This window comes from Paraburkholderia saeva (assembly GCF_907164555.1).
In the GTDB taxonomy this organism is placed as follows: Bacteria; Pseudomonadota; Gammaproteobacteria; order Burkholderiales; family Burkholderiaceae; genus Paraburkholderia; species Paraburkholderia saeva.
In genome coordinates this window covers 112,633-139,506 of record NZ_CAJQZC010000011.1, presented here as the reverse complement: position 1 = coordinate 139,506, position 26,874 = coordinate 112,633, and the positions used below count along the sequence as shown (strand labels likewise).

Genomic DNA, 26,874 nt, shown 5'->3' with positions numbered 1-26,874 from the left:
GAGCCGAGGGTATTGAAAAGGAAAACCTATGCAAACCAGTTTGTTGAAGCCCAAGATCATCGCAGTTGAATCGCTTGGCGACAGCCATGCGAAAGTGGTCATGGAACCGTTTGAACGCGGTTACGGCCACACCTTGGGTAATGCGCTTCGGCGTGTACTGCTGTCGTCGATGGTGGGCTACGCGCCGACCGAAGTGACGATCGCAGGCGTCGTGCACGAATACTCAACGCTTGACGGTGTGCAAGAGGACGTAGTCAACCTGTTGTTGAACCTGAAGGGCGTCGTATTCAAGCTGCACAACCGTGACGAAGTCACCGTTACGCTGCGCAAGGAAGGCGAAGGCGTTGTCACTGCTGGCGACATCGAACTCGCGCACGACTGCGAAGTGATCAACCCGGATCACGTGATTGCGCATCTGTCGAAGGGTGGCAAGCTCGACGTTCAGATCAAGGTCGAGAAGGGCCGTGGCTATGTGCCGGGCAATGTGCGTCGTTATGGCGAAGAGTCGGCCAAGATCATCGGCCGTATCGTGCTCGACGCGTCGTTCTCGCCGGTTCGCCGCGTGAGCTACGCCGTTGAAAGCGCGCGTGTCGAACAGCGTACCGACCTCGACAAGCTCGTCATGAACATCGAAACCAACGGTGTGATTTCGCCTGAAGAAGCGATCCGTCAATCGGCGCGTATTCTGGTCGATCAGCTGTCGGTGTTCGCGGCTCTGGAAGGCACCGAGGCAACGGCTGAAGCGCCGTCGCGTGCGCCGCAGATCGATCCGATCCTGCTGCGTCCGGTGGATGACCTCGAACTCACGGTTCGTTCCGCGAACTGCCTGAAGGCCGAGAACATTTACTACATCGGCGACCTGATCCAGCGCACGGAAAACGAGCTGCTGAAGACGCCGAATCTGGGCCGCAAGTCGCTGAACGAGATCAAGGAAGTACTCGCTTCGCGTGGCCTGACGCTCGGCATGAAGCTCGAAAACTGGCCGCCGGCTGGTCTCGACAAGTAAGACGAGAAAGAATCGCAGTTGTACCGCGACTGGCAAAGACGCGGATTTTCCTTTAAAATCCGCGTCTTGTCTTTTTTACTACCGGCCCGTGTGCTCGGCTGTCTTCAGGCAGCACGAAGCGCGATAGAAGAGCTGGATCAAAACTCTGAATCAAAGGAATTAACATGCGTCACCGTCATGGTCTGCGGAAACTGAACCGCACGAGCAGCCACCGTCTGGCAATGCTCCGTAACATGTCCAACTCGCTGATCGAGCACGAAGTCATCAAGACGACGCTGCCGAAGGCGAAGGAACTCCGTAAAGTCGTCGAGCCGCTGATCACGCTCGGCAAGAAGCCGTCGCTGGCAAATCGTCGTCTGGCGTTCAACCGCCTGCGCGATCGTGACTCGGTCACGAAGCTGTTCGAAGTCCTCGGCCCGCGCTACGCGAACCGTCCGGGTGGCTACACGAGCATCCTGAAGTTCGGCTTCCGCGTCGGCGATAACGCTCCGATGGCGCTGGTCCAACTGATGGACCGCCCGGAAATCGTAGAAGCAGACGACATCCAGGAAGCGGAATAAGCTCCCAGCATTAGCAAAAAAGCCAGGCAAACGCCTGGCTTTTTTGCTTTCTGCGGCTGAACGACGCGCAGGGTACCGCCAGCGAGGTTATGGGCCGCGATGATACGATAGCGTGATCGGGATACCTGTTTGCTGGAGCACGCTGTGAGCGCAATCGTGACCTTGATGCTGACGACCGCGCCTGACACGGAATCGGCGGAAAAACTGGCGTCGGGCGCGCTGCACGCGCGTCTCGCCGCATGCGTTACGCAACTTGGCGCCGTGCATTCAAGCTACCACTGGCAGAACTCGATCGAATCGGGCGACGAAATCCAGTTGCTCTTCAAGACGAGCGTCGCACGGGCACTGGAGCTCGAGCAGTACATTCAAACTCACCATCCGTACGACATCCCCGAAATCCTGTCGTGGCAGGCCACTGCATCGGTGGCTTACGGGCAGTGGGTCAACGCTGAAACTCAACGCACACTACATGTTTAACTGTTCCAACCGACTCGCGCGTGGTCCACTGCGCGCCGTCGCCATGTCGTTGCTTCTGTTGCTTGTTATGGCATTTGGGCGGTCCGCTGCAGCGGCCGACGATTTCCTCGATCCCGATGTTGCCTTCAAATTCAGCGCAACGGAGCAGCCCGGCGAGGTCGACGTACATTACAGGATCGCCGATGGTTATTACATGTACCGCGAGCGCTTTGCGTTCGCGACCCGCAACGGTACGGTCAGTCTTGGCGACGCCGTTTTTCCGGCGGCCCATGTCAAATTCGACGAGACCTTCCAGAAAAACGTCGAAACGTATCGAGGCGAGTTGACGATCCGCGTTCCGGTGAAGTCGGCGGCAAGCGGGTTCGACATCGCCGTGACGTCCCAGGGGTGTGCGGACGCTGGCATCTGCTATCCGCCGATGGAGCGCGTCTATCACGTGCAGGGTGCGGCGCTGCAGGGGGCTGGCGCCGGTGGTGCGGCGGCGCTCGTCGCGCCTGCGCCGGAAGCTTCCCAGTCGTCACGACAAGCTCAGGGCGGCGAAACGTCGTGGTACGAGCGTGCAACCAGCGCTGACTATGCAGCGTCGCTGCTTCAGGGTGGCGGATTCTTCGCGATTGTCGGTCTGTATTTTGTCGCGGGCGTCGTGTTGAGCCTGTTGCCGTGTTCGTATCCGATGATTCCGATTCTCTCGGCGATCATCATTGGCGAGGGCGCGCGGGTCACGCGGGTGCGCGGATTCTCGCTGTCGCTGGCGTATGTGGTCGGTATGGCGCTCGTCTATACCGCGCTTGGCATCGCGGCGGCGCTGGTCGGGCAGAGCCTCGGCGCGTGGCTCCAGAACCCGTGGGTACTCGGCGTGTTTGGCGTCCTGCTGACCGTGTTCGCTCTGACGCTGATCGCTGGCTTCGATATCGCGCTGCCTCAGCGCTGGCAGGACGGCGCTGCTCGCGTTTCGCAAGGCCCCTCTGGCGGAAAATTTGCCGCCGTGGCGGGCATGGGCGCGCTGTCGGCGCTGGTGGTGGGCGCATGCATGACGGCGCCGCTCTTCGCCGTTCTCGCGTTCATTGCGCACACGGGCAACGCGCTGCTGGGCGGCGCCGCGCTATTTTCGATGGGAATCGGCCTTGGCGTGCCGTTGCTGATCATCGGTTTTGGCGCCGGAACACTTCTGCCGCGCGCGGGCGCGTGGATGGACGGCGTGAAGGTATTTTTCGGGGTCGTGTTGCTGGCGGCCGCTTTGTGGATAGTGTGGCCGGCACTCGGCGCCAGTGTGCAGATGCTGCTGGGAGCGCTGTGGCTGTTGATCGCCGCAGCTGCGCTCGGGCTGTTCACCCCGGCTGCGGGCGGTCATTCGGTGTGGCGTCGGCTTGGGCGTGGCGTGGGTGCGGCACTGACGATCTGGGCCGCTGTTCTGCTGGTGGGTCTTGCAGCCGGATCGTCGGATCCGCTGCGTCCGCTCGCGGTACTCGCTGCGCGCGGCGGGGCACCGACAGCGGGCGCGCCTGCGGGACAGCTGACGTTTGCACCGGTACGTTCGTCAGGGCAACTCGATCAGGCTGTCAAAACGGCCGCCCAGCCGGCCATGCTCGACTTTTACGCCGACTGGTGTGTCAGCTGCAAGGAGATGGAAAAGTTTACGTTCAGCGACCCGCGTGTGCACGCCAGGTTGCAGCAACTCAATCTGCTGCGCGCCGACGTGACGGCCAACAATCCCGACGATCAGACGCTGCTCAAACGCTTCAAGTTATTCGGGCCACCTGGGATCATCTTTTTCGATCATGGCGGGAACGAGGTGCTGCGAGTGGTCGGCTATGAATCGGCGGACGTGTTTCTTCGCAGTCTGGATCGCGCCGCGGCGGCGAAGTCGTAACAAGCCGCTCGAACGCGGGCGGGTCCTTCGGCAAGGCACAGCTGCAATCACATCCGTAACCGCAGGCACGCGTCATCGCGGTCGAAAAAAAGCGCTTCGCAGTCGCGAAGCGCTTTTGTCACCTGAAAGCTACACAATCAGAGTGAGCCGCGTCGCTTATTTCTGCGACTTCAGGATGCGCGCCGCATCGAGCGCGAAGTACGTCAGCACGCCATCCGCGCCGGCGCGCTTGAACGCCAGCAGCGATTCCATCATCGCCTTGTCGTGGTCGAGCCAGCCGTTTTGCGCCGCCGACTTGAGCATCGCGTACTCGCCGCTTACCTGATACACGTACGTCGGAAAGCGGAACTCGTCTTTCACGCGACGCACGATGTCGAGATATGGCATCCCCGGCTTCACCATCACCATGTCCGCGCCTTCTTCGATGTCCATCCGCACTTCGCGCAGCGCTTCGTCAGAATTAGCCGGGTCCATCTGATACTGCATCTTGTTGCTCTTGCCCAGATTCGTCGCGGAACCGACGGCATCGCGGAATGGGCCGTAGAACGCCGAAGCGAATTTGGCCGCGTACGCCATGATCCGCGTGTGGATGTAATCCTCGCTCTCGAGCATTTCGCGGATCGCGCCGATACGGCCGTCCATCATGTCCGACGGCGCGACGATATCGACGCCGGCCTCAGCCTGCGCGCGCGCCTGCTCGAGCAGGATTTCGACCGTTTCGTCGTTAATCACGTAACCCGCTTCGTCGAGTACGCCGTCCTGCCCGTGGCTCGTGTACGGATCGAGCGCGACATCGGCCAGTACGCCCAGTTCGGGAAAGCGCTTCTTCAGCTCGCGGATTGCGCGCGGAATCAAGCCTGCCGCATTCGTGGCTTCGCGCCCGTCGGGCGTCTTTAACGAGGGCTCGATCGCCGGAAAGAGCGAGATCACGGGCACGCCGAGCGCAACGCACTGCTCGGCAACGCCCATCAGCAGATCAACCGAAACACGCTCGACGCCCGGCATCGACGCGACGGGCTGCCGCACGTTCGTGCCTTCGACGACGAAAACGGGGTAGATCAGATCGTTGGTGGTAAGAATGTGTTCGCGCATCAGGCGGCGCGAAAAGTCGTCACGGCGCATGCGGCGCGGACGGTGGTGCGGATAAAAGCTCATGTCAGTATCGTGCGTGGAGAATGTCGAATAAAGCCTGCCCGCCGCCTTGCCAAACCTTTTTGAGACAATGGTATATCATACCGATCGAGCAAGGCGCCATGCGCTGACCTCCCCGCTTCTCCTCCCTGAGCGGGTGCCTGTCGTTTTTCGATTAGGCTGTTTGACCCGCCGTCTCTAGCGGCGGGTTTTTTTATGGGCGGCCGGAAAACACGCTCAGCCAGTACCGCGAGGCTTAAGCCGCCGGGGCTTCGCCTTCGTTCGCGGCGGGAATCAGCCAGCTTTCGAGGAGTGCGTGTGCCTCGTCGAGCCCGACGCGCTTCAATGCCGAAAAGAGCTGGACGGTCAATTCACCCTGATAGCCAGAAGCGCTGTACTCGGCGAGACCTTTCTGCGTGGAACGCAAGGCGTTGACGCTTTCCTGGCGCGTCAATTTGTCGCACTTCGTGAGGAGCGTGTGGATCGGCTTGCCGGTCGGCGCAAACCACTCGATCATCCGGCGGTCCAGTTCAGTCAGCGGACGACGCGAATCCATCATCAGGATCATGCCGCGCAACTGCGCTCGCGACTGCAGGTAGGACGACAGTAGCGCTTCCCAGTGGGCTTTCGCGGCTCCCGGCACTTCTGCGTAGCCATAGCCCGGCAGGTCGACAAGATGCGCGACCGGCTCGTCAGCGGGGCCGACGGAGAAGTAGTTGATGTGCTGCGTGCGCCCGGGTGTCTTGCTGGCGAAGGCCAGCCGCTTCTGGTTGCACAGCAGGTTGATGGCGGTCGACTTCCCGGCATTGGAGCGCCCGGCAAAGGCGACTTCGGGTTGAGACGTGGCCGGCAGATCACGCAGGTGGTTCACTGTCGTGAAAAAACGGGCTTGGTGGAGCAGGAAGGACATGAGGGAACCAGGATGTGAGACGCCCGGTAGCCCGGAGTGGGGACGGGACAAGCCCGACTGGCGTCTTCGCGATTAGCGAGTTATTGTACAATACGGCGGTTTACTGAAGACCGGCGAGGCAAGGAGCGTGCCTTCCAGTGTCACCGCAAGGTGGCCGTGGGCACTGGCCTCGACAGTAAGGAATCGCAGTAAAAGCATCACCGTCGTATTTTGCAAAACCTCTAATTCCCACAAGACGAAACAGGGTGTGCGAATGAATCGACTGTTCAAGTCTCTGATGGTGCTTCAAGTTGCGGCAGGTCTTTCAGGTTTGGTAGTCGAGGCGAGAGCAGCAGATCCGGCAAAGCCGGACGTGAATCGGGGGCAGGCAATCGCAGCGCAGGTTTGCGCTTCGTGCCACGGGGCAGACGGTAACAGTGCCGGCGGCGCGTATCCGAAGCTCGCGGGTCAACATCCCGAGTATCTCGTCAAGCAGCTCATGGATTTCAAGACGCAGGCGGGTGCAAAACAGCCGGCGCGTAACAATGCGATCATGGCGGGCATGGCCGCCGCGCTATCCGATCAGGACATGATCAACGTAGCCGCGTATTTCGCTACGCAGGTGCCGAAGCCCGGCTACGCGCATAACAAGAACACGGTGCCGCTCGGGCAGAAGATCTATCGCGGAGGAATTGCCGACAAGGGCATTCCGGCTTGCGCGAGCTGCCACGGTCCGACGGGCCAGGGCATTCCGTCGCAGTATCCGCGACTGTCGGGGCAGTGGGCAGATTACACGGTGACGCAGTTGACCGCGTTCACGCAGGGGCCGGGTGCACGCAACAACAACGAGGCGATGCACACCATCGCGAACCGTTTGTCGGATAGCGAGATCAAGGCAGTAGCGGATTACATCGCGGGTCTGCATTAAGCGGTCCGCTTGCAGGTACAACCGGCCCGCCGAGGCCGGTGAAAAACAAGAAAAGGGTGGGGGCGTCGTCGCGTGACGATAGCCCTTCACCCTTTTTTGCTGTTCAGTCGGAGTATGAATGAGCGTTACCACGTCGGGTCTGGAGTTGAAGTCGGGTCAACGCGCGATGCGTCGTGCGGTCGAGTTGCTGAGTTCGATGCGCTTTGCGATCGCACTGCTCGTGATCCTGTCGATCGCGAGCATCATCGGAACGGTGCTCACGCAGGACGATCCGTATCCCAATTACGTCAACCAGTTCGGCCCGTTCTGGGCAGATATCTTCCGTTCGCTGAGCCTGTACAACGTGTACAGCGCGTGGTGGTTCATGCTGATCCTCGGGTTCCTCGTTGTGTCGGTCTCGCTTTGCGTGATCCGCAATGCGCCGAAGATGATCGCCGACATGAAGAGCTGGAAGGACAAGGTTCGTGAAGGCAGCCTGCGCGCGTTCCATCACAAGGGTGAGTTCGCCGTGCACGGCACGCGGGCCCAGACCACTGCGCTGCTCGCGAAACTGTCCGGCAAGCTCGGCTATAAATTCGTCGTGCGCGAGACCGAAGGCGCGACGCTGATCGCCGCCAAGCGCGGCGCGATGACAAAGCTCGGCTACATCTCCGCGCACATCGCGATTGTCGTGATCTGTATTGGCGGCCTGCTCGACAGCAATCTGCCGATCAAGCTGCAGATGTGGCTCTTCGACAAGACGCCGATCCGTAGCAATACGGTCATCAACGACATTCCCGAAGAGCATCGCCTGTCGCAGACGAATCCGACGTTCCGCGGTTATGCGTGGGTGCCGGAAGGCCAGCACGTGTCGACGGCGATCCTGAACCAGCAGGACGGCTCGCTCATCCAGGACCTGCCGTTCTCGATCGAGTTGAACAAGTTCATCGTCGATTACTACTCGACCGGCATGCCGAAGCTCTTCGCGAGCGACATCGTCGTGATCGACCACAAGACGGGCGTCCGCGTGCCGGCGCGCGTCGAGGTGAACAAGCCGTTTGAATACGATGGCGTATCGATTTACCAGTCGAGCTTTCAGGACGGTGGTTCGCAGATGCAGATGACCGCGTTTCCGATGACCGGCGACACCGTGAAGACCGTGCCGTTCGGCGGTCCGATTGGCGGCACGGCGCCGCTCACGGCAGCGATTCCTGGCGCGGACGGCGAGACCGTCGAATTTACCGATTTCCGCGCGATCAACGTCGAGAACACGTCGAACGCCAACGGTGCGAATGACGCGCGCGGCGTCGCGGCTCACCGCTCGCTCAAGGAAGCGTTCGACGAGCGTCTCGGTTCCGGCGCGAAGACGTCGAAGCCGGTCGATCTGCACAACGTCGGCCCGTCGGTTCAGTACAAGGTGCGTGGCAAGGACGGCCAGGCGCGCGAGTACAACAACTACATGCTGCCCGTCGATGTGAACGGCGAACGCATGTTCCTCGCCGGCATGCGTCTGAATCCCGACGATCCGTTCCGCTATCTGCGCATTCCCGCCGATGCCGGGGGCTCGGTCAAGGAGTGGATGAACCTGCGTGCGGCGCTCGAAAATCCGGCAATCCGCGCCGAAGCTGCGCATCGTTTCGCGCAGCGCTCAGTGCCCGGCTCGAATCAGGAACTGCAGCAGCATCTGGAGGAAAGCGCATCGCGCGTCCTGACCCTCTTTGCTGGCGCGGACGATGCGGGCAGCAAGGCGCCCAACGGTCAGGTGGCGGGCGGCTTCCAGGCGATCGCCGGCTTTATCGATCACTCCGTGCCGAAGGGCGAGCAGGAAAAGGCCGCAGGCCTGCTTCTGCGCATGCTGGAAGGCTCGATGTGGGACGTGTGGCAACTTGCCCGGGAACGGGCCGGCGAGGCCGACCTCAAGGCCGACACGGACAGCAGCCGCTTCGTCCAGAGCGCGATCAATGCGCTTTCGGACAGCTTTCTGTACGGATCGCCGGTCTACCTGCAGCTTGACTCGTTCAAACAGATCCAGGCTTCGGTATTCCAGCTCACGCGCGCGCCGGGCAAAAAAGTCGTGTATCTTGGCAGCCTGCTCCTCGTATTGGGCATCTTCTCGATGTTCTACGTCCGTGAACGACGCCTGTGGTTCTGGCTCAAAGATACTGAGCACGGCGTGAACGTCGTGATGGCGATGTCGAGCGCCCGCAAGACCCTCGATTTCGAGAAAGAATTTGCCCAGACGCGCGACTCAGTCGGCGCCGCGCTGGGCGTCAAACCCACCGATGCATCCGACGCCGCCGGCCCTTCCGGCGCGCACCCGTCGGCAGGCTCACAGGATTCGACCCGGTAAGATCATGGACTTGTCTCAGGTTTCCTCCTCCCCTTCGCGCAAGAATGCGCCCGCCGAGCAGGCGTCGCACGCGGCATTGTTCGACGAACGTCCGTTCCTGAAGCGCCTCGGCGTCACCGACTGGCTGTTCGCACTCGCGATGGTCGCGGGCGCGGGTTTCGCGCTGTCGCGCTATTACCCGTTCATGAATTACTACGACAAACTGGTGCTGGTGTGCGCGGTGCCGGTGTTTGTCGTGCTCGGCTGGCGCTGGAAGCCGGCGCGGCTCTTGATCGCGGGAATCGCGGTGCTGTCGCTGTTTTCGATCCAGCTCTATCACGGCGATCTTGCGCGCGCCGATAGCGCGTTCTTCCTCAAGTATTTCCTGTCGAGCCAGTCCGCCATTCTGTGGATGAGCGCGCTTTTCGTGCTTGCCACGGTGTTCTACTGGATCGGCCTGCTGACGCGTTCGCCAACGGGTGCCGCAATTGGCTCGAAGATGACGTGGGCTGCGGTGCTGATGGGCTTCGTCGGCCTGATGGTGCGCTGGTATGAGTCGTATCTGATCGGTGCGGACGTCGGCCATATTCCAATCTCGAACCTGTACGAAGTGTTCGTGCTGTTCAGCCTGATCACCGCGCTTTTCTATCTGTATTACGAAAAGCACTACAACACGCGCGCACTCGGCGCGTTCGTGCTGCTCGTGATCAGCGCGGCGGTCGGTTTCCTGATGTGGTATTCGATCGCGCGTGATGCGCAGCAGATTCAACCGCTCGTCCCCGCGCTGCAAAGCTGGTGGATGAAGATTCACGTGCCGGCGAACTTCATCGGTTACGGCAGTTTCGCGCTGTCGGCGATGGTGGGCGTCGCGTATCTGATGAAGGAGCGCGGCGTGCTGGCCGATCGTCTGCCGGCGCTCGATGTGCTCGACGACGTCATGTACAAGTCGATCGCCGTCGGCTTCGCGTTCTTCACGATCGCGACGATTCTGGGCGCGCTGTGGGCCGCGGAAGCGTGGGGCGGCTACTGGAGCTGGGACCCGAAGGAAACGTGGGCGCTGATCGTCTGGCTGAACTACGCGGCGTGGCTGCACATGCGCCTGATGAAGGGCCTGCGCGGCCATATCGCCGCCTGGTGGGCGCTGACCGGCCTGCTGGTTACGACGTTCGCGTTCCTCGGCGTGAACATGTTCCTCTCCGGGCTGCACAGCTACGGAAAGCTGTAAGATTTTCGGGTTTCGCCCGACTGAATAACCGCCGGATGCTCTGCACCGGCGGTTTTTTTATGGCGGCGCGGAATTTTCGCGAATCCAGCCTGTTTGTCTGGATAGGGCATTGGCAGGCAGCGTCGGACGAACGATGAGGAACTTGGCCTGTGTGGCCATTGAGGAGCAGGACATGTGGATCAAACGAGGCGACACGATTCAGCTCAACGGTGACGACATCCCGCGCAGCGAGATCACGCCGCGCCCGATTTTCGAGAACCGGCGGCGCATATTGCAGGCGGCAGGCGCCGCGGCGCTGGGCAGCCTGATTGGCGTCAATGGTGAGGCGCTGGCCGCGTTTGCCGCGCCCGACAGCCGTGCACAGAAGCTGAAGGCCACGACGAACGCAAAGTTCGTCGCCGCCGACAAGGTCACGCCGTTCAAGGACATCACGACGTACAACAACTTCTACGAATTCGGCACCGACAAGAGCGATCCTGCGCACAACGCGGGCACGTTGCGGCCGCGCCCGTGGCACGTGAGCGTGGAAGGCGAGGTCAAGAACGCGAAGGTCTACGATATCGACGAGTTGCTGAAGCTCGCGCCGCTCGAAGAGCGCGTGTACCGGCTGCGTTGCGTCGAGGGCTGGTCGATGGTGATTCCGTGGATCGGCGTGCCGCTCGCCGAGCTGATCAAGCGCGCGCAGCCCACGGGCAATGCGAAATACGTCGAGTTTGTGTCGCTGGCTGATCCTTCGCAGATGCCGGGGTTGTCCACGCCGATCCTCGACTGGCCGTATTCCGAAGGATTGCGCATGGACGAAGCGATGAATCCGCTGACGCTGCTCACAATGGGCGTCTACGGCGAAGTGCTGCCGAACCAGAACGGCGCACCGGTGCGCGTCATCGTGCCGTGGAAGTATGGTTTCAAGAGCGCGAAGTCGCTGGTGAAAATCCGTTTCGTCGACAAACAGCCGAAGACCAGCTGGAATACGTACGCGCCGACGGAATACGGTTTCTATTCGAACGTGAACCCGAACGTCGATCATCCGCGCTGGAGCCAGGCGACCGAGCGGCGCATCGGTGAAGACGGTTTCTTCCAGCCGAAGCGCAAGACGCTGATGTTCAACGGATACGGCGACCAGGTTGCATCGCTGTATCAGGGCATGGACCTCAAGAAGAACTTCTGAGCATCGACAACATGGCTTCCGATACACAGTCTGTTTCAGACTCCACCGTACGACGCGGTCGCGCTTCGGGTTCGGCTTCGTCTGCCGCTTCGGGCGCGGCGACGCGCAGGCCGACCGCTGCTACGGGCAACCGCTGGATCGTGCCCGCGAAGGTCGCTGTCTTTGTCGCGGCGTGGTATCCGCTCGCACGGATCGTGTTCTTCGGGCTGACGGACCGGCTCGGCGCGAATCCGATCGAGTTCATCACGCGTTCGACGGGTCTGTGGACGCTCGTGCTTCTGTGCATCACGCTGGCTGTGACACCGCTGCGCCGGCTGACAGGCATCAACGCGGTGCTGCGCTTTCGGCGGATGCTTGGCCTCTATGCGTTCTTCTACGCCGCGTTGCATTTCACGACCTACATCTGGTTCGACAAGTGGTTCGACATCGCCGAAATCCTGAAGGACATCGGCAAGCGGCCGTTCATCACCGTTGGTTTTGCGGCGTTCGTGCTGCTGATTCCGCTCGCGGTCACTTCGCCAAAAGCGATGGTGCGCAAGCTCGGACGTCGGTGGCAGACGTTGCATCGCGCGATCTACGCAATCGCTGCGCTCGCGATCCTGCATTTCTGGTGGATGAAGGCCGGCAAGCACGACCTCTTGCTGCCGAAGATTTACGGCGCGATCGTGATTGCGCTGCTGGGCTGGCGTCTGCTCGTGTGGCTGCGGGAGCGGCTCACAAAACGCGAAACCTCGCGATAACGCTAAACGGCGTGAACGAAAAAAAATCGATGCCCGTCAGGCATCGATTTTTCTATGGGCGACAGCCCGATGCCCAGACGCAATCAGTCCGGCAGCAGCGACTCGCCAGCAAAGAGGTCTTTCACTTCTTCGCGGGCGCGCGCGATGTGCACTTTGTCGCCGTCGACCATCACTTCGGCCGCGCGCGGACGCGTGTTGTAGTTCGAGCTCATCGCAAATCCGTAGGCGCCTGCCGAATGGATCACGAGCAGATCACCCGGTTCCACGGCAAGCTGCCGGTCACGACCGAGCCAGTCGCCGCTTTCGCAGATCGGGCCGACGACGTCGTACACGTGCGCGGGCTGGCCGTCACGCTTCACGGCTGCTTCGATCCGGTGGAACGCTTCGTACATCGCCGGGCGCGCCAGATCGTTCATCGCCGCGTCGACGATCGCGAAATTCTTTTCTTCGCCGGGCTTCAGGAATTCGACGCGCGTGAGCAGCACGCCCGCATTCCCGACGAGCGAGCGGCCCGGCTCGAAATACACTTCACGATGACCATGACCGCGCGCTTCGATGCGATCGAGCAATGTACGCACGAAGCCGCTGATGTCCGGGGGCGTTTCGTCGTCGTAGGTGATGCCGAGTCCGCCGCCTACATCGACGTGACGGATCGTCATGCCATCGGCTTCGATCTGGTCGACAAGTTCGAGGAGCTTGTCGATGGCGTCGAGATACGGCGCGACTTCGGTAATCTGCGAGCCGATGTGGCAGTCGATGCCGATCACGTCGAGGTTCGGCATCGCAGCGGCGGCGCGGTACGTGGCGCGTGCATCATCGAACGCGACGCCAAACTTGTTCGACTTGAGACCGGTGGAAATGTACGGGTGCGTTTTCGCATCGACATCCGGGTTCACGCGCAGCGATACGGGCGCCTTCTTGCCCATGGATCCAGCCACGTCGTTGAGGCGGTCGAGTTCGGGAATCGATTCGACGTTGAAGCATTTCACGCCGGCCGCGAGCGCTTCGCGCATTTCGGCTGCACTTTTGCCGACGCCCGAAAACACGACGTTTTCCGCCTTGCCTCCCGCCGCGAGTACGCGGGCGAGTTCGCCGCCGGACACGATGTCGAAACCCGCCCCCAGGCGCGCGAACACGTTGAGCACCGCGAGGTTGCTGTTCGCTTTCACCGCGACGTGAACCTTCGCGCGGCGGCCGGTGCATGCGCTGGCATACGCGTTCCACGCTTCGGTGAGTGCGGCGCGGGAATAGACGTAGAGCGGCGTGCCGAACTGCTCCGCGAGTGAAACGACAGAGACGCCCTCGGCGTGAAGTACGCCGTCGACGTAGGCAAATGCAGATGAAGTCATGCGAGGGTCTTATTGATCGGAAGTGGCGCCGGAAGCCGGACGCGCTGTTGCAGGCGATGAGCCCGCACTGGGTGTCGTGCGAAGTTCGCTATCCGGTGACAGCGAAAGCGGATCGCCCGACGTGTCGGGTACAGTGCCGACGCCCCCCTTCGACGTCGACATGTCGCCCGACGCGGTTTCTGCCGTGGGGCGGACTTCGTCGGGTGAAGGCGGTTGCGTCTGCTCGTTGGGTTTTGCCGGCAATGGCGGTACTGTAGGCAGGTAGAGCGCGCCACGTTGACCGCATCCACCGAGCACTGCGCCTGCGAAAATGGCTAAAGCCGCTACAATCGCGCGGGGCGCCGCCGCGCTCATCCTGAATGCGACTCGCATGACCGTCCCTGAATGATTAATCGCTGGAGTTTAGCATGTCCGACAGTGAATACCTGACCCGCGCCGAGGCCGTTCTGGCCGCTGTGGAGCGCGCCGTCGACGACACCGACGCCGATATCGAATTCGAACGAAGCGGCAATGTTTTGACGCTCGAATTCGAGAACAAGACGAAGATCATCGTGAATCTTCAGCCGCCGATGCGCGAGATCTGGATCGCCGCGAAAGCGGGCGGATTTCATTTCCGCTTCACCGATAACGCGTGGCGCGACACACGCAATGGCACCGAGTTTTTCTCCGCGCTATCGGAATACGCGACGCAGCAGGCCGGCGAGACGGTGACGTTCCAGCCCTGAGCCCCCGGCGTGATGCTCAAGCTTGAGTCGAGGGACATCGTGCCCTGCTGGACGTTCAGAATGGAAAAGCCGCCGCACCGTGTGGTGCCGGCGGCTTCCAGAGGAGCATGCCGCCGGCAGCCTTGAATGAGCCGGACTTATTCAAGGCGCGAGCGCGAGCGTCAATGTCCCTTGAACAGGTTCATGATGTCCTTCTTTTCCTGTTCACCCACCTGTTCGGGAGCCGCGGGCGATGCGCCACTTGCTTCGTCGAGCGTTGCCTGACTGACGCCCACGGTTGAAATAAAACCGTGTCCGGGCGTGAACTCGTCGAAGTACAGTTCGTCGCCGATCGACACCACGTCATCCGGCATCGGCAGCTTGTACTCCGGCACGCCCTTTAGCGCGCGGCCCATATAGTCGACCCATACCGGCAACGCAAGGCCACCGCCCGTTTCCTTGTCACCGAGGCTGCGCGGGTTGTCGTAGCCGATCCATGCGATTGCGGTCAGCGTGTGCTGGTAGCCGGCGAACCACGCGTCGCGCGAATCGTTCGTGGTGCCCGTCTTGCCGGCGAGATCCGTGCGCTTGAGGACGTTTGTCTTCGCTCCGGTGCCGTGCTGTGCGACGCTCAACAGCAGGCTGTTCATCACATAGGCGTTGCGCGGTTCGATGGCGTGCGGCGCACTTTGTCCCGCGACGAGCGGTTGTGCATGTGCGACGACTGCGCCGCGTTGATCGGTCACTTCGGCGATCAGATAAGGATTGATCCGGTAGCCGCCGTTTGCAAACACCGAATAGCCAGCGGCCATCTGCAATGGCGTCACGAGCCCGGCACCGAGCGCCATCGGCAGATAGGCCGGGTGACGGTCCGCGTCGAAACCAAACCGCGTGATGTACTGCTGCGCGTACTTCGTGCCGATGTGGTTCAGGATGCGGATCGACACGAGGTTCTTCGACTTTTGCAGCGCGGTGCGCATGGTCATCGGTCCATCGAATCCGCCGCCGTAGTTCTTCGGTTCCCACGCCTGGCCACCGGTTTCGGCGGCGCTGAAGAAGAGCGGGGCATCGTTGATGATCGTTGCCGGCCCAAGACCCTTTTCGAGCGAAGCCGAATAGATGAACGGCTTGAAGCTCGACCCCGGCTGACGCCACGCCTGCGTGACGTGATTGAACTTGTTCTTGTTGAAATCGAAGCCGCCGACCAGTGCGCGGATCGCGCCGTCCTGCGGAATGACCGACACGAACGCGCCTTCGACCTGCGGCAACTGCGTGATCGACCAGCTGTCATCTTCGTTCCGGACGACGCGGATGATTGCACCGGGCCGCACGCGCTGGTTCGGCTGCGCGCGCGAGCCAAGGGCGAACGAAGCGAAGCGCAGGTTGTCGCCCTGGATCGTGATCGAGTTGCCATCGATGAACGTGGCCTGCACCTGCTTTGGATTCGCCGACGTAACGACGGCAGCGATGATTTCGCCGTTGTCCGGATGCTCGAGCAGCGCGTCGTCGATGGCCTGTTCGCGTTCGCTGGCGTCCGACGGCAACTCGATGAACGCTTCAGGCCCGCGATAGCCGTGACGCCGTTCGTAGTCCATCAGGCCTCTACGAAGTGCGCGATACGCGACGTCCTGATCGGCCGAATCGATCGTGGTCACCACATTGAAGCCGCGCGTGTAGGCTTCTTCACGATACTGCGCGTACATCATCTGCCGCACCATTTCCGCGACGTACTCGGCGTGCACGCTGAACTCCTTGCCGGCGCCCTTTACGATGAGCGGCTGTTTTGCCGCGGCGTCGTACTGTTCCTGCGTGATGTAGTGCAGTTCCAGCATGCGTGTGAGGATGTATTCCTGACGCACCTTGGCACGCTTCGGATTGACGACCGGGTTGTACGCGGACGGCGCTTTCGGCAGTCCCGCAAGCATGGCCGATTCGGCGAGCGACAGGTCTTTCAGGTCCTTGCCGAAGTACACGCGCGCCGCGCTCGCGAAACCATATGCGCGCTGACCGAGATAGATCTGATTCATGTACACCTCGAGAATCTGATCTTTCGTGAGTTTCGACTCGATCTTGTAGGCGAGCAGCATCTCGTAGATCTTGCGCGTGTAGGTTTTCTCGCTCGACAGAAAGAAGTTGCGCGCGACCTGCATCGTGATCGTGCTTGCGCCCTGCGTGGCATGGCCGTTCGACAGCGCGACGAAGCCCGCCCGCGCGATGCCCGCGAGGTCGACGCCGCCATGGTCGTAAAAGCGCGCGTCTTCAATGGCGAGCACTGCTTTCTTCAGGCTGTCCGGCACATCCTGAATGTGCACGATGTCGCGCCGTTCCTCACCGAACTCACCGATCAGCACGTGATCCGCCGTGTAGATGCGCAACGGCACCTTGGGCCGGTAATCGGTCAACGCTTCGAGCGAAGGCAGGTTCGGTGTGGCGACGACGAGCGCATAGCCCAGCACGAGCCCGGCGCTCACGATGCCCGCAATGATGAGACCCACGAAGCCGAAGATGATCGTGAGCCAGAGCGGGCGCTTGCGCTTCGGCGGGACGGGCGGCGGGGACGTAGGCGAGGGAGATTGCATATGAATACCAGAAAACAGTCCCGCGATTATAGCTGCCCGGACCGGAAGCTTTCGGCGTGCTTACGCCCGGACGGCGCGCCGCGCAGGGGATGATCTAACTGTAGCCGTTTTGCCCGCGCGCGGGGCGTGCGCGAGGCCACGTTAGCCATCCGGCCGAGTGTCGCGCGAGGTGGCCGCTGAGCAGAATGCCTCCTGTCGTTGCGTCCGAATGGTTCGGCGCGCGGTTCTGAAGGGAGGCGTCATGGCGCTCAGAAATTCGTGGATGCCGGTGATGCGCCGTTTTGCGGCGGGCATCGATATCGGCCAGCAGGAAATCAGGCTCGTCGTGTTGAGCCAGCGTGCGGGAAACGGCCGTCCCGTGCGGCTCGAGTTCATCGCCGTTGAACCGTTGTTCGCGGGGGCGCTGGCAGGCGCGGAGATCGTCAATCGCGCGTCGGTGGCTACCGCGTTGCGCGCACTCTTTGCACAACTGCCCCGGGATATCAGCACGCATCTGTTCCGGTGTGCGATGGCGTTGCCCGCATCGGCCACGATGACAATCTCGGTGCCCATGGCGAATCTCGCCGCACCCCGTCGGTCGCTGGCGGGCGATCCCGCGCTTGCCGCACTCGAGCCGGCCGTCATGGCCGAAGCGGAACGCGTCGCGGGCATTGAACGGCACGCGCTCGCGGTCGACTGGTTCGCCGATGACTCGCCGCAGCGCAGCGGCTGCGTAACCATCGCGGCAACGACCAGAGCGCGCCTCGAAGCGCGCATGGAATGCGCCGCGGCCGCGGGCATCACACTCACCACAATCGACGGCGAACCGCACGCTGCGTTGCGGGCGCTGCGTCACGTGGCAACGCTCGAAGTCGGCGAATCCGACGCTTACGTCGCGATCTGGGTCGGCGACGAAGGCATCTATGGCTGGCGCATCGTCGACGAATCGGTCGTCGCGGAAACGCGCTTTCCGGCGCTTGAACATGCCGATCTCGTCGAAGCACTCCGCGAACTCGTCGGCGAAGGTGCGAGATGTGCGGTCCTTGGCGGGCAACTCGCCCTGCTTCAGAGCATTGGTTTTACGGTCGCTGATCTGGGCGATGTGCTCGGTTGCATGGTGCTTCAGTTCGAATGCGTGCCGCTCGCCGAGGGTGGTTCTCATCTTCGTGAAGATCTGCTGAAAGAGCCCGCATTTGTCGTTGCATCGGGTCTCGCGTTGCGTGGGCTCATGGAGTGATTCGCGTGCGACTTCTCCAGATCTTCTCGCCGCGCAAAGCAGCGGCGCGACGCGTGAAACCGGGCGGCTTCAACCTTTTGCCGTATCGCGAGCGCGACAGACGTCTTGCGCGACGACGCTGCGCGCTTGAATGGTCCGGTGCGGCAGTCGCCGGTGCCGTTGTCGCGCTGATGCTGGCCGGCTGGTACGCGTACGAGGGCATGCGGTTCGACGCGCAACGTGCTTCTGTGGAGCGCTCGCTCGCGCAGCTTGCAGCTCCGCTCGCCGAGCATGCAGCGCTTCTTCACGATGCGCGGGAACGCGAAGCGCGTGACGCGCAAGCAGTGATTTCGTCTGCGTCGCTCACGCATCTGCTTGATCTGATGGCGGTGCTGGGCGAAGACGACACGCCCGATAGCGACGGTGTCGTCATGCAGGAAATTCGACATCGTCCGCACGAAACCGAATTTCGCGCGATGGCGGTCAATCACGTCGCGCCGGCTGCGTGGCTGAAACGACTGACGACGGTGCCGGGCGCGGAGGACGTTGAGATGAAAGAACTACATCGAACGTTGCCGGGAAACGGCCAGATCACGTCACAAGCTACGCGTGACGCGGTGGAATTCGGCGCGCACGTGCGCTGGGCCGGAGGGCTGCGAGACACGAAGAGTGGGACTTCATCCGCGAACGTGCAGACAAACAAAACGGGAGGTGAGAGATGAACAGTGCGATCGCTGGTGGCCTCGCCAGTACGGACAGTGGTGGTTTCGTCGCGACATTGCTCGCTCAGGCGCGTCTTCCGCCCGAAGCGTGGAGTGGGCGTCGTCGATTCACTGTCGCTTTTCTTGTTGCGCTCGCCGTCTTTCTCGCTGGCGCTTATGCGTGGCAACGCATTGATCTGGGCGGTGCACAGTTGAAACAGTCGCTCCTTGAGCACGCGCAACACAATCTGGCCAGCGCGCGGCACGCGACGACTCAATTGCCTGCATTACGCCTTGCCGGCGCGAATGCGTCGGCACTGCGCGATGCAACAAGCTGGACGTCCGCGGATGATCTGCGTGCGGTATCGCAGCTAGCCGGCAGGCACGGCGTCGAACTGCTGACGCTGGAGCCGCAACCCCTGGCCGGCGCCGGAATTACAGCAACGCGACCGCTGCGTCTCACGGCGCGCGCCGATTTCGCCGAGTGGCTGGGATTTTTGCGTGGCCTGTCCGGCCTCCCGACACTTGTCGTGCCGGGTGACGTGACGATCAAGCGGCAAGCCGACACGCTCATGATCAACGCGACGCTCGAATCGTTTCCGGCTTTGCGTCCGGTGTCTGCGCAGGATGCGGGGAAGTCGGGCACTGAAGCAGACGAAGAGGCGGACGACTACCTTTTCTTCGATCCCTTTTCACCCGTGAACCGACCGTTAATGACGGAAGATCCGTCGTTGCGTCTGGTTGGCATGTTGCGCAATTCGTTTCGCGGTCTCGCGCTGGTCGAAACGGCGGGCGGCGTTACAGCAGTCGCGGTCGGCGACCACCTGGGTGTCGAGCGGGTGACGCGCATCGAGGCGCCAGGCGTCGGTCTCTCACGAAACGGCCAGACGCGCACTTTGACGTTCGCGGAGGTGACGTCATGACCGGGATGCTGCGTCGCCTGTGTCTCTATCTTTGTCTGGGCTTAGCAGCGACGTTGGCGCATGCGTCGTTGCCGCCGCTGCCCGAATCCATGCCGATGGACGACGCGCTTGCGCCCTACGGCTTGCCGCCGTTGCCTGGGAGCGTGAACGCAGGTGCGTCGAGCCTGTTCGACGAGGGTATCGGGTCGGAAAGCCCATTGTCTGCCAGCGCGCGAGATGATTCGAAAACTGCCTATGTGCCAGACGACGATTTGAAAGGCGAGCAATCTGAGGAGGCCGCGACTTCCGGAAGCCAGCCACTGAAATCGGCCGGTAGCACTGATACGAGCACTCAACCGGCGCTGGAAGGGCCGCCAGTCCCGCTGGCATCGCCGCAGCGGATGAGCCAGCCGCCCTCCGCAGAAACTGGCGACACGGAAGAGGCCGCTCGCCCGATCACGCTCAACTTCCAGCATGCAGAGCTTGGCGCCGTGCTCGACGCGTTCGCGCGGTTCACAGGTCTCAACATCGTCGCCAGCGAGCGGGTGCGCGGTTTCGTATCGCTGCGGCTCGACAAGGTGCCCTGGCGCGCCGCATTCGATACGCTGCTCGACGTCAACGGCCTTGCGATGGAGCGGCGCGGCAACGTCATCTGGGTCGCACCCGTCGCGGACCTCGCCGCGCGCGAGAAGCAGCGGTTCGAAGCCCACGCGAGGGCCGCCGATCTTGAGCCGCTCGCGAGCCGCATGTTCGAGCTGCACTATGCCCATGCCGAAGACATCCGGAAACTGCTGAGTGCCTCGGGTGCGCAGCGCGTGCTGTCCAAACGCGGCTCCGTGATGGCCGATCCGCGCACCAATTTGCTGTTCGTCACCGATATCGCGGGGCGCCTCGCGCAGATAGCCGATCTGCTTGCGTCGCTCGACCGGCCGACGCGGCAGGTGCTGATCGAGGCGCGCATCATCGAAGGCGAACAGGGGTTTTCGCGCAATCTGGGCGTACGGCTCTCGATGAGTGCCACGAACACGGACGGCACGTCGCGCGGATTGAGCGGCGGCAAGGAAGGTGCCGTCTACGACCTGTCGGCGCGCCCGATTGCGGGGTTCGATGCGGCGACGGCCGGACTGACGTTATTTGCGGCTCACGCCACGCGGCTCCTGAACATCGAGTTGAGCGCGCTGGAGGCGGAAGGGCACGGCCAGATCGTGTCGAGTCCGCGCGTCGTGACAGCCGACCGCATGAAAGCAGTTGTCGAGCAGGGTACGGAGCTGCCGTATCAGGCGAAAGTCGGGCAGGGCGTATCCGGCGTGCAGTTTCGCCGCGCGACGCTCAAACTGGAGGTCGAACCGCAGATTACGCCCGACGGCCGGGTGATTCTGGACCTGGATGTGGCGAAAGACAGCGTCGGCGAGCAAACCGACGCGGGGCCGGCGATCAACACCAAACACGTGCAGACACGGGTCGAGGTGGAAGACGGCGGGACCGTGTCGATTGGCGGCATTTACGCGTCCGACGACCGTAACGATGTGACGCGGGTGCCGCTCCTGGGCAAAATACCGCTTTTAGGCGCGCTTTTTCGGCATACGGCGCACCGCGACCAGCGCAGCGAACTGGTCGTTTTCATCACGCCGCGCGTTGTGCAGACGAATTGACGGTCTGCCGCAGCGTCCGGCCGCAGGCTCGACAAGGCAGTCGCTTTGCCTTTAAGCTGCGGCACGAACCATACCGGATTAGCCAGAGGACACCGTTGCAACCGCGGGACGCAAACGCCAATGTATTTTTTGTAGGGCTCATGGGGGCGGGTAAAACCACCGTGGGCCGGGCGGTGGCGCGCCGGCTGGACCGCCCCTTCTTCGATTCCGACCACGAAATCGAGGCGCGCACGGGCGCGCGCATCGCCACCATCTTCGAACTCGAAGGTGAGGCGGGTTTCCGCGACCGGGAAGCGCACACCATCGCCGATCTGACCGGCCGCGACAAAATTGTGCTCGCAACGGGCGGCGGCGCGGTGCTGCGTCCCGAAAACCGGGAAGTGTTGAGCAGCCGGGGCCTCGTCGTTTATCTGCGAGCCAATCCGCACGACCTCTGGCTGCGCACCCGCCGCGACAAGAACCGCCCGCTCCTGCAAACCGAAGATCCAAAGGGTCGGCTCGAAGCGCTGTATTCAGTGCGCGATCCCCTTTACCGCGAATGCGCCGATTTCGTCATCGAAACTGGCCGCCCGTCGGTCAACGGGCTCGTCAACATGGTGCTGATGCAGCTCGAGATGGCCGGCGTCGCCAGACATCCTGCGTCATAATGTCAAGCATGATTACCGTCAACGTCGAACTGGGCGACCGCGCCTATCCCATCCATATCGGTGCCGATCTGATCGGCCAGACCGCGCTTTTTGCACCGCATATCGCGGGCGCGTCCGTCACGATCGTCACCAATTCCACCATCGATCCGCTGTACGGCGACACGCTGCGCCGCGCGCTGGCGCCGCTTGGCAAGCAGGTTTCGACGGTCGTCCTGCCGGATGGGGAGGCGCACAAGAACTGGGAAACGCTCAACCTGATCTTCGACGCGCTCCTGACCGCCCGCGCCGATCGCAAGACCACGCTTGTCGCGCTCGGTGGCGGCGTGATCGGCGACATGACCGGTTTTGCTGCCGCATGCTACATGCGCGGCGTGCCGTTCATCCAGGTGCCGACAACGCTGCTGTCGCAGGTCGATTCGTCGGTGGGCGGCAAGACGGGCATCAATCATCCGCTCGGCAAGAACATGATCGGCGCGTTCTACCAGCCGCAGGCGGTGATCGCGGACATCGGCGCGTTGCGTACGCTTCCGGCGCGTGAACTCGCGGCCGGCGTCGCCGAAGTCATCAAGACGGGCGCCATCGCCGACGCCGCTTTCTTCGACTGGATCGAAGCAAACATCGAGGCACTCAACCGTTGCGAACCGCAGGCGCTCGCCGAGGCCGTCAAGCGCTCGTGCGAGATCAAGGCATCGGTGGTCGCGGCTGACGAGCGAGAAGGCGGGCTGCGCGCGATTCTCAATTTCGGGCACACGTTCGGGCACGCAATCGAGGCGGGTCTCGGGTATGGCGAGTGGCTGCACGGTGAAGCGGTTGGTTGCGGGATGGTGATGGCGGCGGACCTGTCGGTGCGGCTCGGCCATCTCGACGAAGGGGCGCGCAGGCGTCTGGTCGACGTCATCGTGGCTGCGCATCTGCCCACCCGCGCACCCACACTCGGCGATGCGCGCTACATTGACCTCATGAAGGTCGACAAGAAAGCCCAGGCCGGCGCAATCAAATTCATCCTGTTGAAGCGTTTCGGCGACACGCTCATCAGCGAGGCACCTGACGACGTCGTTCGCGCAACCCTCGCGGCGGCGGTCTGAGCGCAGACCGCACGTGCCTGCGTCGGCGTCGTCCATGAGCTGGAGAGACCGGTGAGCGAAACGCGCAGCGACATGTCGACCGATCCACGCGGTAGCCAGGCTCCGGGCGTGGCGCCGCTTCCTTCACCTGCTGCACTCGAACATCATCTCGCGCCCTATGCGGCGCATTCGGCCCAGTCACGCGGGCGTCGCTATCCGGAACCGCCGCCCAGCGCACGCACCGAATTCCAGCGCGATCGCGACCGGATCGTCCATTCCACGGCATTTCGGCGCCTGGAGTACAAGACGCAGGTTTTTGTGAATCACGAAGGAGACCTGTTTCGCACGCGCCTCACGCACAGTCTCGAAGTCGCGCAGATCGCGCGCTCGGTCGCCCGCAATCTGCGTGTGAACGAGGATCTCGTCGAAGCGATTTCGCTCGCTCACGATCTCGGACATACGCCGTTTGGTCACGCGGGTCAGGATGCGCTCAACGAATGCATGCGCGAGCATGGCGGCTTTGAACACAATCTGCAAAGCCTCGCCGTCGTCGACGATCTTGAAGAACACTATGGCGGCTTCGACGGGCTCAACCTCTGCTTTGAAACCCGCGAAGGCATCCTGAAGCACTGCTCGCGTGAAAACGCGCGCAAGCTCGGCGCGCTCGGCGAGCGTTTTCTCGAAGGGCGTCAGCCGTCGCTCGAAGCGCAGATCGCAAACGTCGCCGACGAAATCGCCTACAACAATCACGATGTCGACGATGGCCTGCGCTCCGGTCTCCTGACAATCGCGCAGCTCTCCGAAGTCGAGCTTTGGCAAACGCACTACGAAGCGGCGCACCACGAGTATCCGGATATCGACGGGCGACGGCTCGTCCACGAAACTGTCCGGCGCATCATCAATACACTGATTGTCGATCTGATCGACACCACCACGCGCAATCTCGCCGAACATGCACCGCGTTCGCTCGACGACGTGCGTAGCGCACCGCCGCTCGTCGCGCATAGCGAACACGTCGCTGCGCAGGCCGCATCGCTCAAGCGCTTCCTGTTCAGGAATCTGTATCGCCACTATCGCGTGATGCGGATGGCGAACAAGGCGCGCCGGGTCGTGGCGGGCCTCTTCGATGCGTTCACCGAAGATCCGCGTCTGCTACCGCCGGCCTATCAAGCGAAGCAGGACGCGACGCAGCCCCGGCTGATCGCGCATTACATCGCGGGTATGACCGATCGGTACGCGTTGAAGGAATATCGGCGCCTGTTCGTGATCGACGACAACTAGCGCAAGCCGGCGGCGCGCTGAAAGTGCGCGCCGCGGCCTCCCTGGCGCAATCCTCTAGCGCCAGCTCTAACGCATATTGCTGCGCCCAAGCAACGCCCCCGCGATGAGTGCAATGCCGCCGACAATGGCGATGGTCTTCCAGGGATTGTCGTGCACATATTCGTCGGCGTCGGCCATTGCGACTTCAGCGCGTTCGCGTACGGCGAGCCGGGTGCCGTCGAGCCGTGCCCGTGCTGCGTCAAGACGCTTGCGCATCTGGGCACGCAACGCGGCAGCATCCGCCGACGTGCCGTCGGCCAGCGTTTCCTCGAGTTCCGAAAGCAGTGAGCGCAATTCGGTGCCAATGTCTTCAGCAGCGTGACGACCGTGGCGTGCGATGCGGCGCGCCCGGCGACCTGTCGAGTTCAGCGAATCTCCAATGGCGTCTCGCGTATTCGGTAGTGCGTCCATGGTGGCTCCGTCGATGATGGATAGGCAGAAATCCCGCGTCATCGTGCGGGAAACACGCTCTCACGCAACTTCAGTGCCCAACCCGGCAACCCGTTCCAGCAGACGATTGCAGCCTTTTGCCGCGCCCGCGAGGCCGGCTACATTGCACGTCGCAGGTCAAAATTACAAACCTTGCCAGACGCCCCGCAAACAGTCAGCCAACAAAGACAAAACGCCGTCATGAATAAATCATGACGGCGTTTCTTGTTCAAGCCCCCAAATCTCGACTACGCTTAGCCTAGAAGCGGTAGCCGACATTGATGTACGTGACGATCGGGTTCAGCTTGATCTTCGTTTCCGAAGCAACCGTGAGCTTGCCGATCGGCGTCGTCGCCTGGGTATTGAGCTTGGCAGTGGTGCTGAGCGGCAGGTACGAGACCGAGACGCCTGCAAACCAGTGCTGGTCAAACGCGAAGGTAAAGCCGGCATTGAACACGGGTGCCCACGAACTATCCGTAGTTACCGATGTCGGACCATGCAGCACGCCCTGTTCGAACTGGCTGTTCGTGATGTGTTCGTCGGTGAACCACGTACGGGTCACACCGATTCCGAGATACGGACGGAACTGCGCCTGGGGCTCGCGGAAGTAGTACTTGAAGAGCAGCGTCGGGCTCCACTGTTTCGCTTCGCCGAGCTTGCCGAACGCTGCAAACTGACCCGTGCCGTTGAGGTCGAACGTGGGCGGAATGCCCATCACGAGTTCAGTCGCGATATGGTCGGTGACGAAGTATCCAGCGGTGAAGCCTGCAGTGTCGGCGTCGCTCAGACTGGCGCCTGTGTTTGGAATTTCGATGTTGACGGGTGAACCGCCGACGCTTGTTTCCTTAAGCGGATGACTGCTGTCCTGAGGGGCGATGTGAAACCAGCCCGTTGTAACGTAAAAAGTGCCGGCCGATTGTGCATGTGCTGTCGTGATGCAAGCCAGCGCAGCCATCCCCGTAATGGCTTGTTTTAATTTCATCTGTGCTCCTCCTGAAAAAGCCCGCTCATTATGACCACAACGTTTCAAACAAACCATACGCGGCCGTTAGAGGCTTCTCCCTAAGCTCCGCGCGGTTTCTGGCGAAGCCAGGCGGCATCGGACCCTGCGTCGCATGGCTTCACGGACCCCTCGGGTAATCACCAACGCGTCTAATGGATAATCCAGCATGGCACGGCTAGCACGTCTTTATGTCCCCGACCAGCCGCAGCACGTGATCCTGCGCGGACTCGACCAGCAGCCCGCATTTGTCGACGACCAGGACTACGAGCTCTTCATCGATTGCCTCAAGGCAGCATCGCGCGACCATCGCCTGGCGATACACGCGTACGTGCTGATGCCAGGCGCGGTGCAACTGCTTGTCACGCCCTCCGAAGAGTCGAGTCTGCCGAAGGCAATGCAGGCTGTCGGCCGTCGCTACGTGGCGCATTTCAACCGTCGTTACGCGCGACGCGGCACGCTATGGGAAGGCCGCTATCGCGCGACCGTGATCGAAGGCGAGCGGTACTTTCTGCTCGCAAGTCGCGTCGTGGAAATGTGCCCGGTGCGCATGCAGCTCGTGAGCGCGCCGGAGGACTATCGCTGGTCGAGTTACCGTCATCACATCGGCCTCACGCTCGACAGCCTCATCACCGATCACCCGCTGTACTGGTCGCTCGGCAATACGCCGTTCGAACGGCAACGCACGTATCGCGAACTCTGCGAACAACCGCTCGACGAACGCGAAACAAACCAGCTTCAGCAAGCCACATTGAAGGGCTGGGTACTCGGCAGCGAGACCTATCGAGAGTGGGCGGCGCGTGCAGCGAACCGCCGCGTGTCGCCGCTGCCGCGCGGTCGTCCGCGGAAGGTTCGCGAAACGCCGCAGACGCAATAAGCCTTTCAGATCAATAGTCTGCAAAACCGACGGCATCTTCGCATGCCGTTTTCTTTTGCACCTTTTTGATATGGCACCAATAAAAAAACGACGCAATGCACCAATCTGATAATAGGGGTCGTACCACAGGGTTTTATTTGCTATTCCGTTGAT

The 26,874-nt window shown here is 62.0% G+C and carries 25 protein-coding genes; 18 read left to right on the top strand and 7 right to left on the bottom strand.

All coding sequences use genetic code 11. The features are described from left to right. Positions 1-28: 28 nt before the first annotated feature. The 4 genes from LPA36_RS24805 to dsbD all read left to right on the top strand — a co-directional run bounded on the left by LPA36_RS24805 (position 29) and on the right by dsbD (position 3,913). Complete coding sequence (locus LPA36_RS24805) at positions 29-1,006, top strand: DNA-directed RNA polymerase subunit alpha (RefSeq protein ID WP_090537207.1); 978 nt, start codon at positions 29-31, stop codon at positions 1,004-1,006. Positions 1,007-1,170: 164 nt separating this feature from the next. Then, entirely contained in the window at positions 1,171-1,566 is a 396-nt protein-coding gene (rplQ, locus tag LPA36_RS24800; RefSeq protein WP_090537209.1) for a 50S ribosomal protein L17, read from the top strand. Positions 1,567-1,731: 165 nt separating this feature from the next. Further along, complete coding sequence (gene cutA, locus LPA36_RS24795) at positions 1,732-2,043, top strand: divalent-cation tolerance protein CutA (RefSeq protein ID WP_228882707.1); 312 nt, start codon at positions 1,732-1,734, stop codon at positions 2,041-2,043. After that, entirely contained in the window at positions 2,036-3,913 is a 1,878-nt protein-coding gene (gene dsbD, locus LPA36_RS24790; RefSeq protein WP_228882640.1) for a protein-disulfide reductase DsbD, read from the top strand. Before cutA ends, dsbD begins: the two co-directional genes overlap by 8 nt. Before the next feature lie 156 nt (positions 3,914-4,069). On the opposite strand, the gene hemB is transcribed toward dsbD, so the two are convergent. Both hemB and yihA read right to left on the bottom strand, forming a co-directional pair. Further along, positions 4,070-5,068, bottom strand: a complete 999-nt coding sequence (hemB, locus tag LPA36_RS24785) for a porphobilinogen synthase (RefSeq protein ID WP_228882638.1) — start codon at positions 5,066-5,068, stop codon at positions 4,070-4,072. A gap of 232 nt (positions 5,069-5,300) precedes the next feature. Then, positions 5,301-5,954: a ribosome biogenesis GTP-binding protein YihA/YsxC gene (yihA, locus tag LPA36_RS24780; protein WP_228882636.1), complete on the bottom strand. Its 654-nt coding sequence runs from the start codon at positions 5,952-5,954 to the stop codon at positions 5,301-5,303. 253 nt (positions 5,955-6,207) lie between these two features. Here yihA and LPA36_RS24775 point away from each other — a divergent pair, with 253 nt between their 5' ends. From LPA36_RS24775 to msrQ, 5 genes are all read left to right on the top strand, one after another. Beyond that, positions 6,208-6,861, top strand: coding sequence for a c-type cytochrome (locus tag LPA36_RS24775; RefSeq protein WP_228882635.1), 654 nt, complete (start codon positions 6,208-6,210; stop codon positions 6,859-6,861). A gap of 118 nt (positions 6,862-6,979) precedes the next feature. After that, on the top strand, positions 6,980-9,190 hold the full coding sequence (locus LPA36_RS24770) for a cytochrome c biogenesis protein ResB (RefSeq protein WP_228882633.1): 2,211 nt from the start codon (positions 6,980-6,982) through the stop codon (positions 9,188-9,190). Positions 9,191-9,194: 4 nt separating this feature from the next. Next, positions 9,195-10,394, top strand: coding sequence for a c-type cytochrome biogenesis protein CcsB (gene ccsB, locus LPA36_RS24765; protein WP_228882631.1), 1,200 nt, complete (start codon positions 9,195-9,197; stop codon positions 10,392-10,394). Between the two features lie 172 nt (positions 10,395-10,566). Next, on the top strand, positions 10,567-11,562 hold the full coding sequence (gene msrP / locus LPA36_RS24760) for a protein-methionine-sulfoxide reductase catalytic subunit MsrP (RefSeq protein WP_228882629.1): 996 nt from the start codon (positions 10,567-10,569) through the stop codon (positions 11,560-11,562). An 11-nt stretch (positions 11,563-11,573) separates the two neighbouring features. Beyond that, the gene (gene msrQ / locus LPA36_RS24755) at positions 11,574-12,302 is read left to right on the top strand and encodes a protein-methionine-sulfoxide reductase heme-binding subunit MsrQ (RefSeq protein ID WP_228882627.1); all 729 of its coding nucleotides are present in this window, start codon (positions 11,574-11,576) and stop codon (positions 12,300-12,302) included. A gap of 83 nt (positions 12,303-12,385) precedes the next feature. On the opposite strand, the gene lysA is transcribed toward msrQ, so the two are convergent. Together lysA and lptM are read right to left on the bottom strand one after the other, a co-directional pair. Beyond that, a complete protein-coding gene (gene lysA / locus LPA36_RS24750; RefSeq protein ID WP_228882625.1) occupies positions 12,386-13,651 on the bottom strand; it encodes a diaminopimelate decarboxylase in 1,266 nt (421 codons plus the stop codon). 9 nt (positions 13,652-13,660) lie between these two features. Beyond that, positions 13,661-14,023, bottom strand: a complete 363-nt coding sequence (gene lptM / locus LPA36_RS24745; RefSeq protein ID WP_228882623.1) for an LPS translocon maturation chaperone LptM — start codon at positions 14,021-14,023, stop codon at positions 13,661-13,663. A 35-nt stretch (positions 14,024-14,058) separates the two neighbouring features. Here lptM and cyaY point away from each other — a divergent pair, with 35 nt between their 5' ends. Beyond that, positions 14,059-14,376 (top strand): iron donor protein CyaY, encoded by a 318-nt coding sequence (gene cyaY, locus LPA36_RS24740; RefSeq protein ID WP_228882621.1) that lies wholly within the window; start codon positions 14,059-14,061, stop codon positions 14,374-14,376. A gap of 161 nt (positions 14,377-14,537) precedes the next feature. Here the strand turns inward: cyaY and LPA36_RS24735 are convergent, their stop codons facing one another. Next, complete coding sequence (locus tag LPA36_RS24735) at positions 14,538-16,934, bottom strand: penicillin-binding protein 1A (RefSeq protein WP_228882620.1); 2,397 nt, start codon at positions 16,932-16,934, stop codon at positions 14,538-14,540. A gap of 241 nt (positions 16,935-17,175) precedes the next feature. Here LPA36_RS24735 and pilM point away from each other — a divergent pair, with 241 nt between their 5' ends. From pilM to LPA36_RS24700, 7 genes are all read left to right on the top strand, one after another. Continuing rightward, positions 17,176-18,150 carry a type IV pilus biogenesis protein PilM gene (pilM, locus tag LPA36_RS24730; RefSeq protein ID WP_228882618.1) on the top strand — a complete coding sequence of 325 codons (975 nt, stop codon included), beginning with the start codon at positions 17,176-17,178 and terminating at the stop codon, positions 18,148-18,150. A 5-nt stretch (positions 18,151-18,155) separates the two neighbouring features. Further along, on the top strand, positions 18,156-18,851 hold the full coding sequence (locus tag LPA36_RS24725) for a fimbrial assembly protein (RefSeq protein ID WP_228882616.1): 696 nt from the start codon (positions 18,156-18,158) through the stop codon (positions 18,849-18,851). After that, complete coding sequence (locus LPA36_RS24720; protein WP_228882614.1) at positions 18,848-19,753, top strand: hypothetical protein; 906 nt, start codon at positions 18,848-18,850, stop codon at positions 19,751-19,753. The genes LPA36_RS24725 and LPA36_RS24720 overlap by 4 nt, the downstream gene beginning before the upstream one ends. After that, positions 19,750-21,384, top strand: coding sequence for a type IV pilus secretin PilQ (locus tag LPA36_RS24715; protein ID WP_407674330.1), 1,635 nt, complete (start codon positions 19,750-19,752; stop codon positions 21,382-21,384). The genes LPA36_RS24720 and LPA36_RS24715 overlap by 4 nt, the downstream gene beginning before the upstream one ends. Positions 21,385-21,479: 95 nt before the next feature. Further along, positions 21,480-22,031 (top strand): shikimate kinase, encoded by a 552-nt coding sequence (locus LPA36_RS24710; RefSeq protein WP_228882612.1) that lies wholly within the window; start codon positions 21,480-21,482, stop codon positions 22,029-22,031. An 8-nt stretch (positions 22,032-22,039) separates the two neighbouring features. Further along, positions 22,040-23,116: a 3-dehydroquinate synthase gene (aroB, locus tag LPA36_RS24705; protein ID WP_228882703.1), complete on the top strand. Its 1,077-nt coding sequence runs from the start codon at positions 22,040-22,042 to the stop codon at positions 23,114-23,116. Between the two features lie 72 nt (positions 23,117-23,188). Further along, a complete protein-coding gene (locus tag LPA36_RS24700) occupies positions 23,189-24,376 on the top strand; it encodes a deoxyguanosinetriphosphate triphosphohydrolase (RefSeq protein ID WP_228882701.1) in 1,188 nt (395 codons plus the stop codon). A gap of 66 nt (positions 24,377-24,442) precedes the next feature. Here the strand turns inward: LPA36_RS24700 and LPA36_RS24695 are convergent, their stop codons facing one another. Together LPA36_RS24695 and LPA36_RS24690 are read right to left on the bottom strand one after the other, a co-directional pair. Continuing rightward, the gene (locus LPA36_RS24695; RefSeq protein ID WP_228882610.1) at positions 24,443-24,826 is read right to left on the bottom strand and encodes a DUF883 family protein; all 384 of its coding nucleotides are present in this window, start codon (positions 24,824-24,826) and stop codon (positions 24,443-24,445) included. 277 nt (positions 24,827-25,103) lie between these two features. After that, a complete protein-coding gene (locus LPA36_RS24690) occupies positions 25,104-25,826 on the bottom strand; it encodes an OmpW/AlkL family protein (protein ID WP_228882608.1) in 723 nt (240 codons plus the stop codon). A gap of 187 nt (positions 25,827-26,013) precedes the next feature. On the opposite strand from LPA36_RS24690, the gene LPA36_RS24685 reads away from it, so the two are divergent. After that, on the top strand, positions 26,014-26,721 hold the full coding sequence (locus LPA36_RS24685; protein ID WP_228882606.1) for a transposase: 708 nt from the start codon (positions 26,014-26,016) through the stop codon (positions 26,719-26,721). Positions 26,722-26,874 lie beyond the last annotated feature (153 nt).

Excerpts from the sequence above, each read along its gene's own strand:
- LPA36_RS24695 (WP_228882610.1), bottom strand. The coding sequence starts at position 24,826 with ATGGACGCACTACCGAATACGCGAGACGCCATTGGAGATTCGCTGAAC.
- yihA (WP_228882636.1), bottom strand. The coding sequence starts at position 5,954 with ATGTCCTTCCTGCTCCACCAAGCCCGTTTTTTCACGACAGTGAACCAC.
- pilM (WP_228882618.1), top strand. The coding sequence starts at position 17,176 with ATGGCGCTCAGAAATTCGTGGATGCCGGTGATGCGCCGTTTTGCGGCG.
- lptM (WP_228882623.1), bottom strand. The coding sequence starts at position 14,023 with ATGCGAGTCGCATTCAGGATGAGCGCGGCGGCGCCCCGCGCGATTGTA.
- LPA36_RS24770 (WP_228882633.1), top strand. The coding sequence starts at position 6,980 with ATGAGCGTTACCACGTCGGGTCTGGAGTTGAAGTCGGGTCAACGCGCG.
- cyaY (WP_228882621.1), top strand. The coding sequence starts at position 14,059 with ATGTCCGACAGTGAATACCTGACCCGCGCCGAGGCCGTTCTGGCCGCT.
- LPA36_RS24735 (WP_228882620.1), bottom strand. The coding sequence starts at position 16,934 with ATGCAATCTCCCTCGCCTACGTCCCCGCCGCCCGTCCCGCCGAAGCGC.
- rplQ (WP_090537209.1), top strand. The coding sequence starts at position 1,171 with ATGCGTCACCGTCATGGTCTGCGGAAACTGAACCGCACGAGCAGCCAC.
- LPA36_RS24685 (WP_228882606.1), top strand. The coding sequence starts at position 26,014 with ATGGCACGGCTAGCACGTCTTTATGTCCCCGACCAGCCGCAGCACGTG.
- LPA36_RS24715 (WP_407674330.1), top strand. The coding sequence starts at position 19,750 with ATGACCGGGATGCTGCGTCGCCTGTGTCTCTATCTTTGTCTGGGCTTA.
- LPA36_RS24805 (WP_090537207.1), top strand. The coding sequence starts at position 29 with ATGCAAACCAGTTTGTTGAAGCCCAAGATCATCGCAGTTGAATCGCTT.
- hemB (WP_228882638.1), bottom strand. The coding sequence starts at position 5,068 with ATGAGCTTTTATCCGCACCACCGTCCGCGCCGCATGCGCCGTGACGAC.
- LPA36_RS24690 (WP_228882608.1), bottom strand. The coding sequence starts at position 25,826 with ATGAAATTAAAACAAGCCATTACGGGGATGGCTGCGCTGGCTTGCATC.
- LPA36_RS24700 (WP_228882701.1), top strand. The coding sequence starts at position 23,189 with ATGTCGACCGATCCACGCGGTAGCCAGGCTCCGGGCGTGGCGCCGCTT.
- lysA (WP_228882625.1), bottom strand. The coding sequence starts at position 13,651 with ATGACTTCATCTGCATTTGCCTACGTCGACGGCGTACTTCACGCCGAG.
- cutA (WP_228882707.1), top strand. The coding sequence starts at position 1,732 with ATGCTGACGACCGCGCCTGACACGGAATCGGCGGAAAAACTGGCGTCG.
- msrP (WP_228882629.1), top strand. The coding sequence starts at position 10,567 with ATGTGGATCAAACGAGGCGACACGATTCAGCTCAACGGTGACGACATC.
- LPA36_RS24775 (WP_228882635.1), top strand. The coding sequence starts at position 6,208 with ATGAATCGACTGTTCAAGTCTCTGATGGTGCTTCAAGTTGCGGCAGGT.
- msrQ (WP_228882627.1), top strand. The coding sequence starts at position 11,574 with ATGGCTTCCGATACACAGTCTGTTTCAGACTCCACCGTACGACGCGGT.
- dsbD (WP_228882640.1), top strand. The coding sequence starts at position 2,036 with ATGTTTAACTGTTCCAACCGACTCGCGCGTGGTCCACTGCGCGCCGTC.
- ccsB (WP_228882631.1), top strand. The coding sequence starts at position 9,195 with ATGGACTTGTCTCAGGTTTCCTCCTCCCCTTCGCGCAAGAATGCGCCC.
- aroB (WP_228882703.1), top strand. The coding sequence starts at position 22,040 with ATGATTACCGTCAACGTCGAACTGGGCGACCGCGCCTATCCCATCCAT.
- LPA36_RS24720 (WP_228882614.1), top strand. The coding sequence starts at position 18,848 with ATGAACAGTGCGATCGCTGGTGGCCTCGCCAGTACGGACAGTGGTGGT.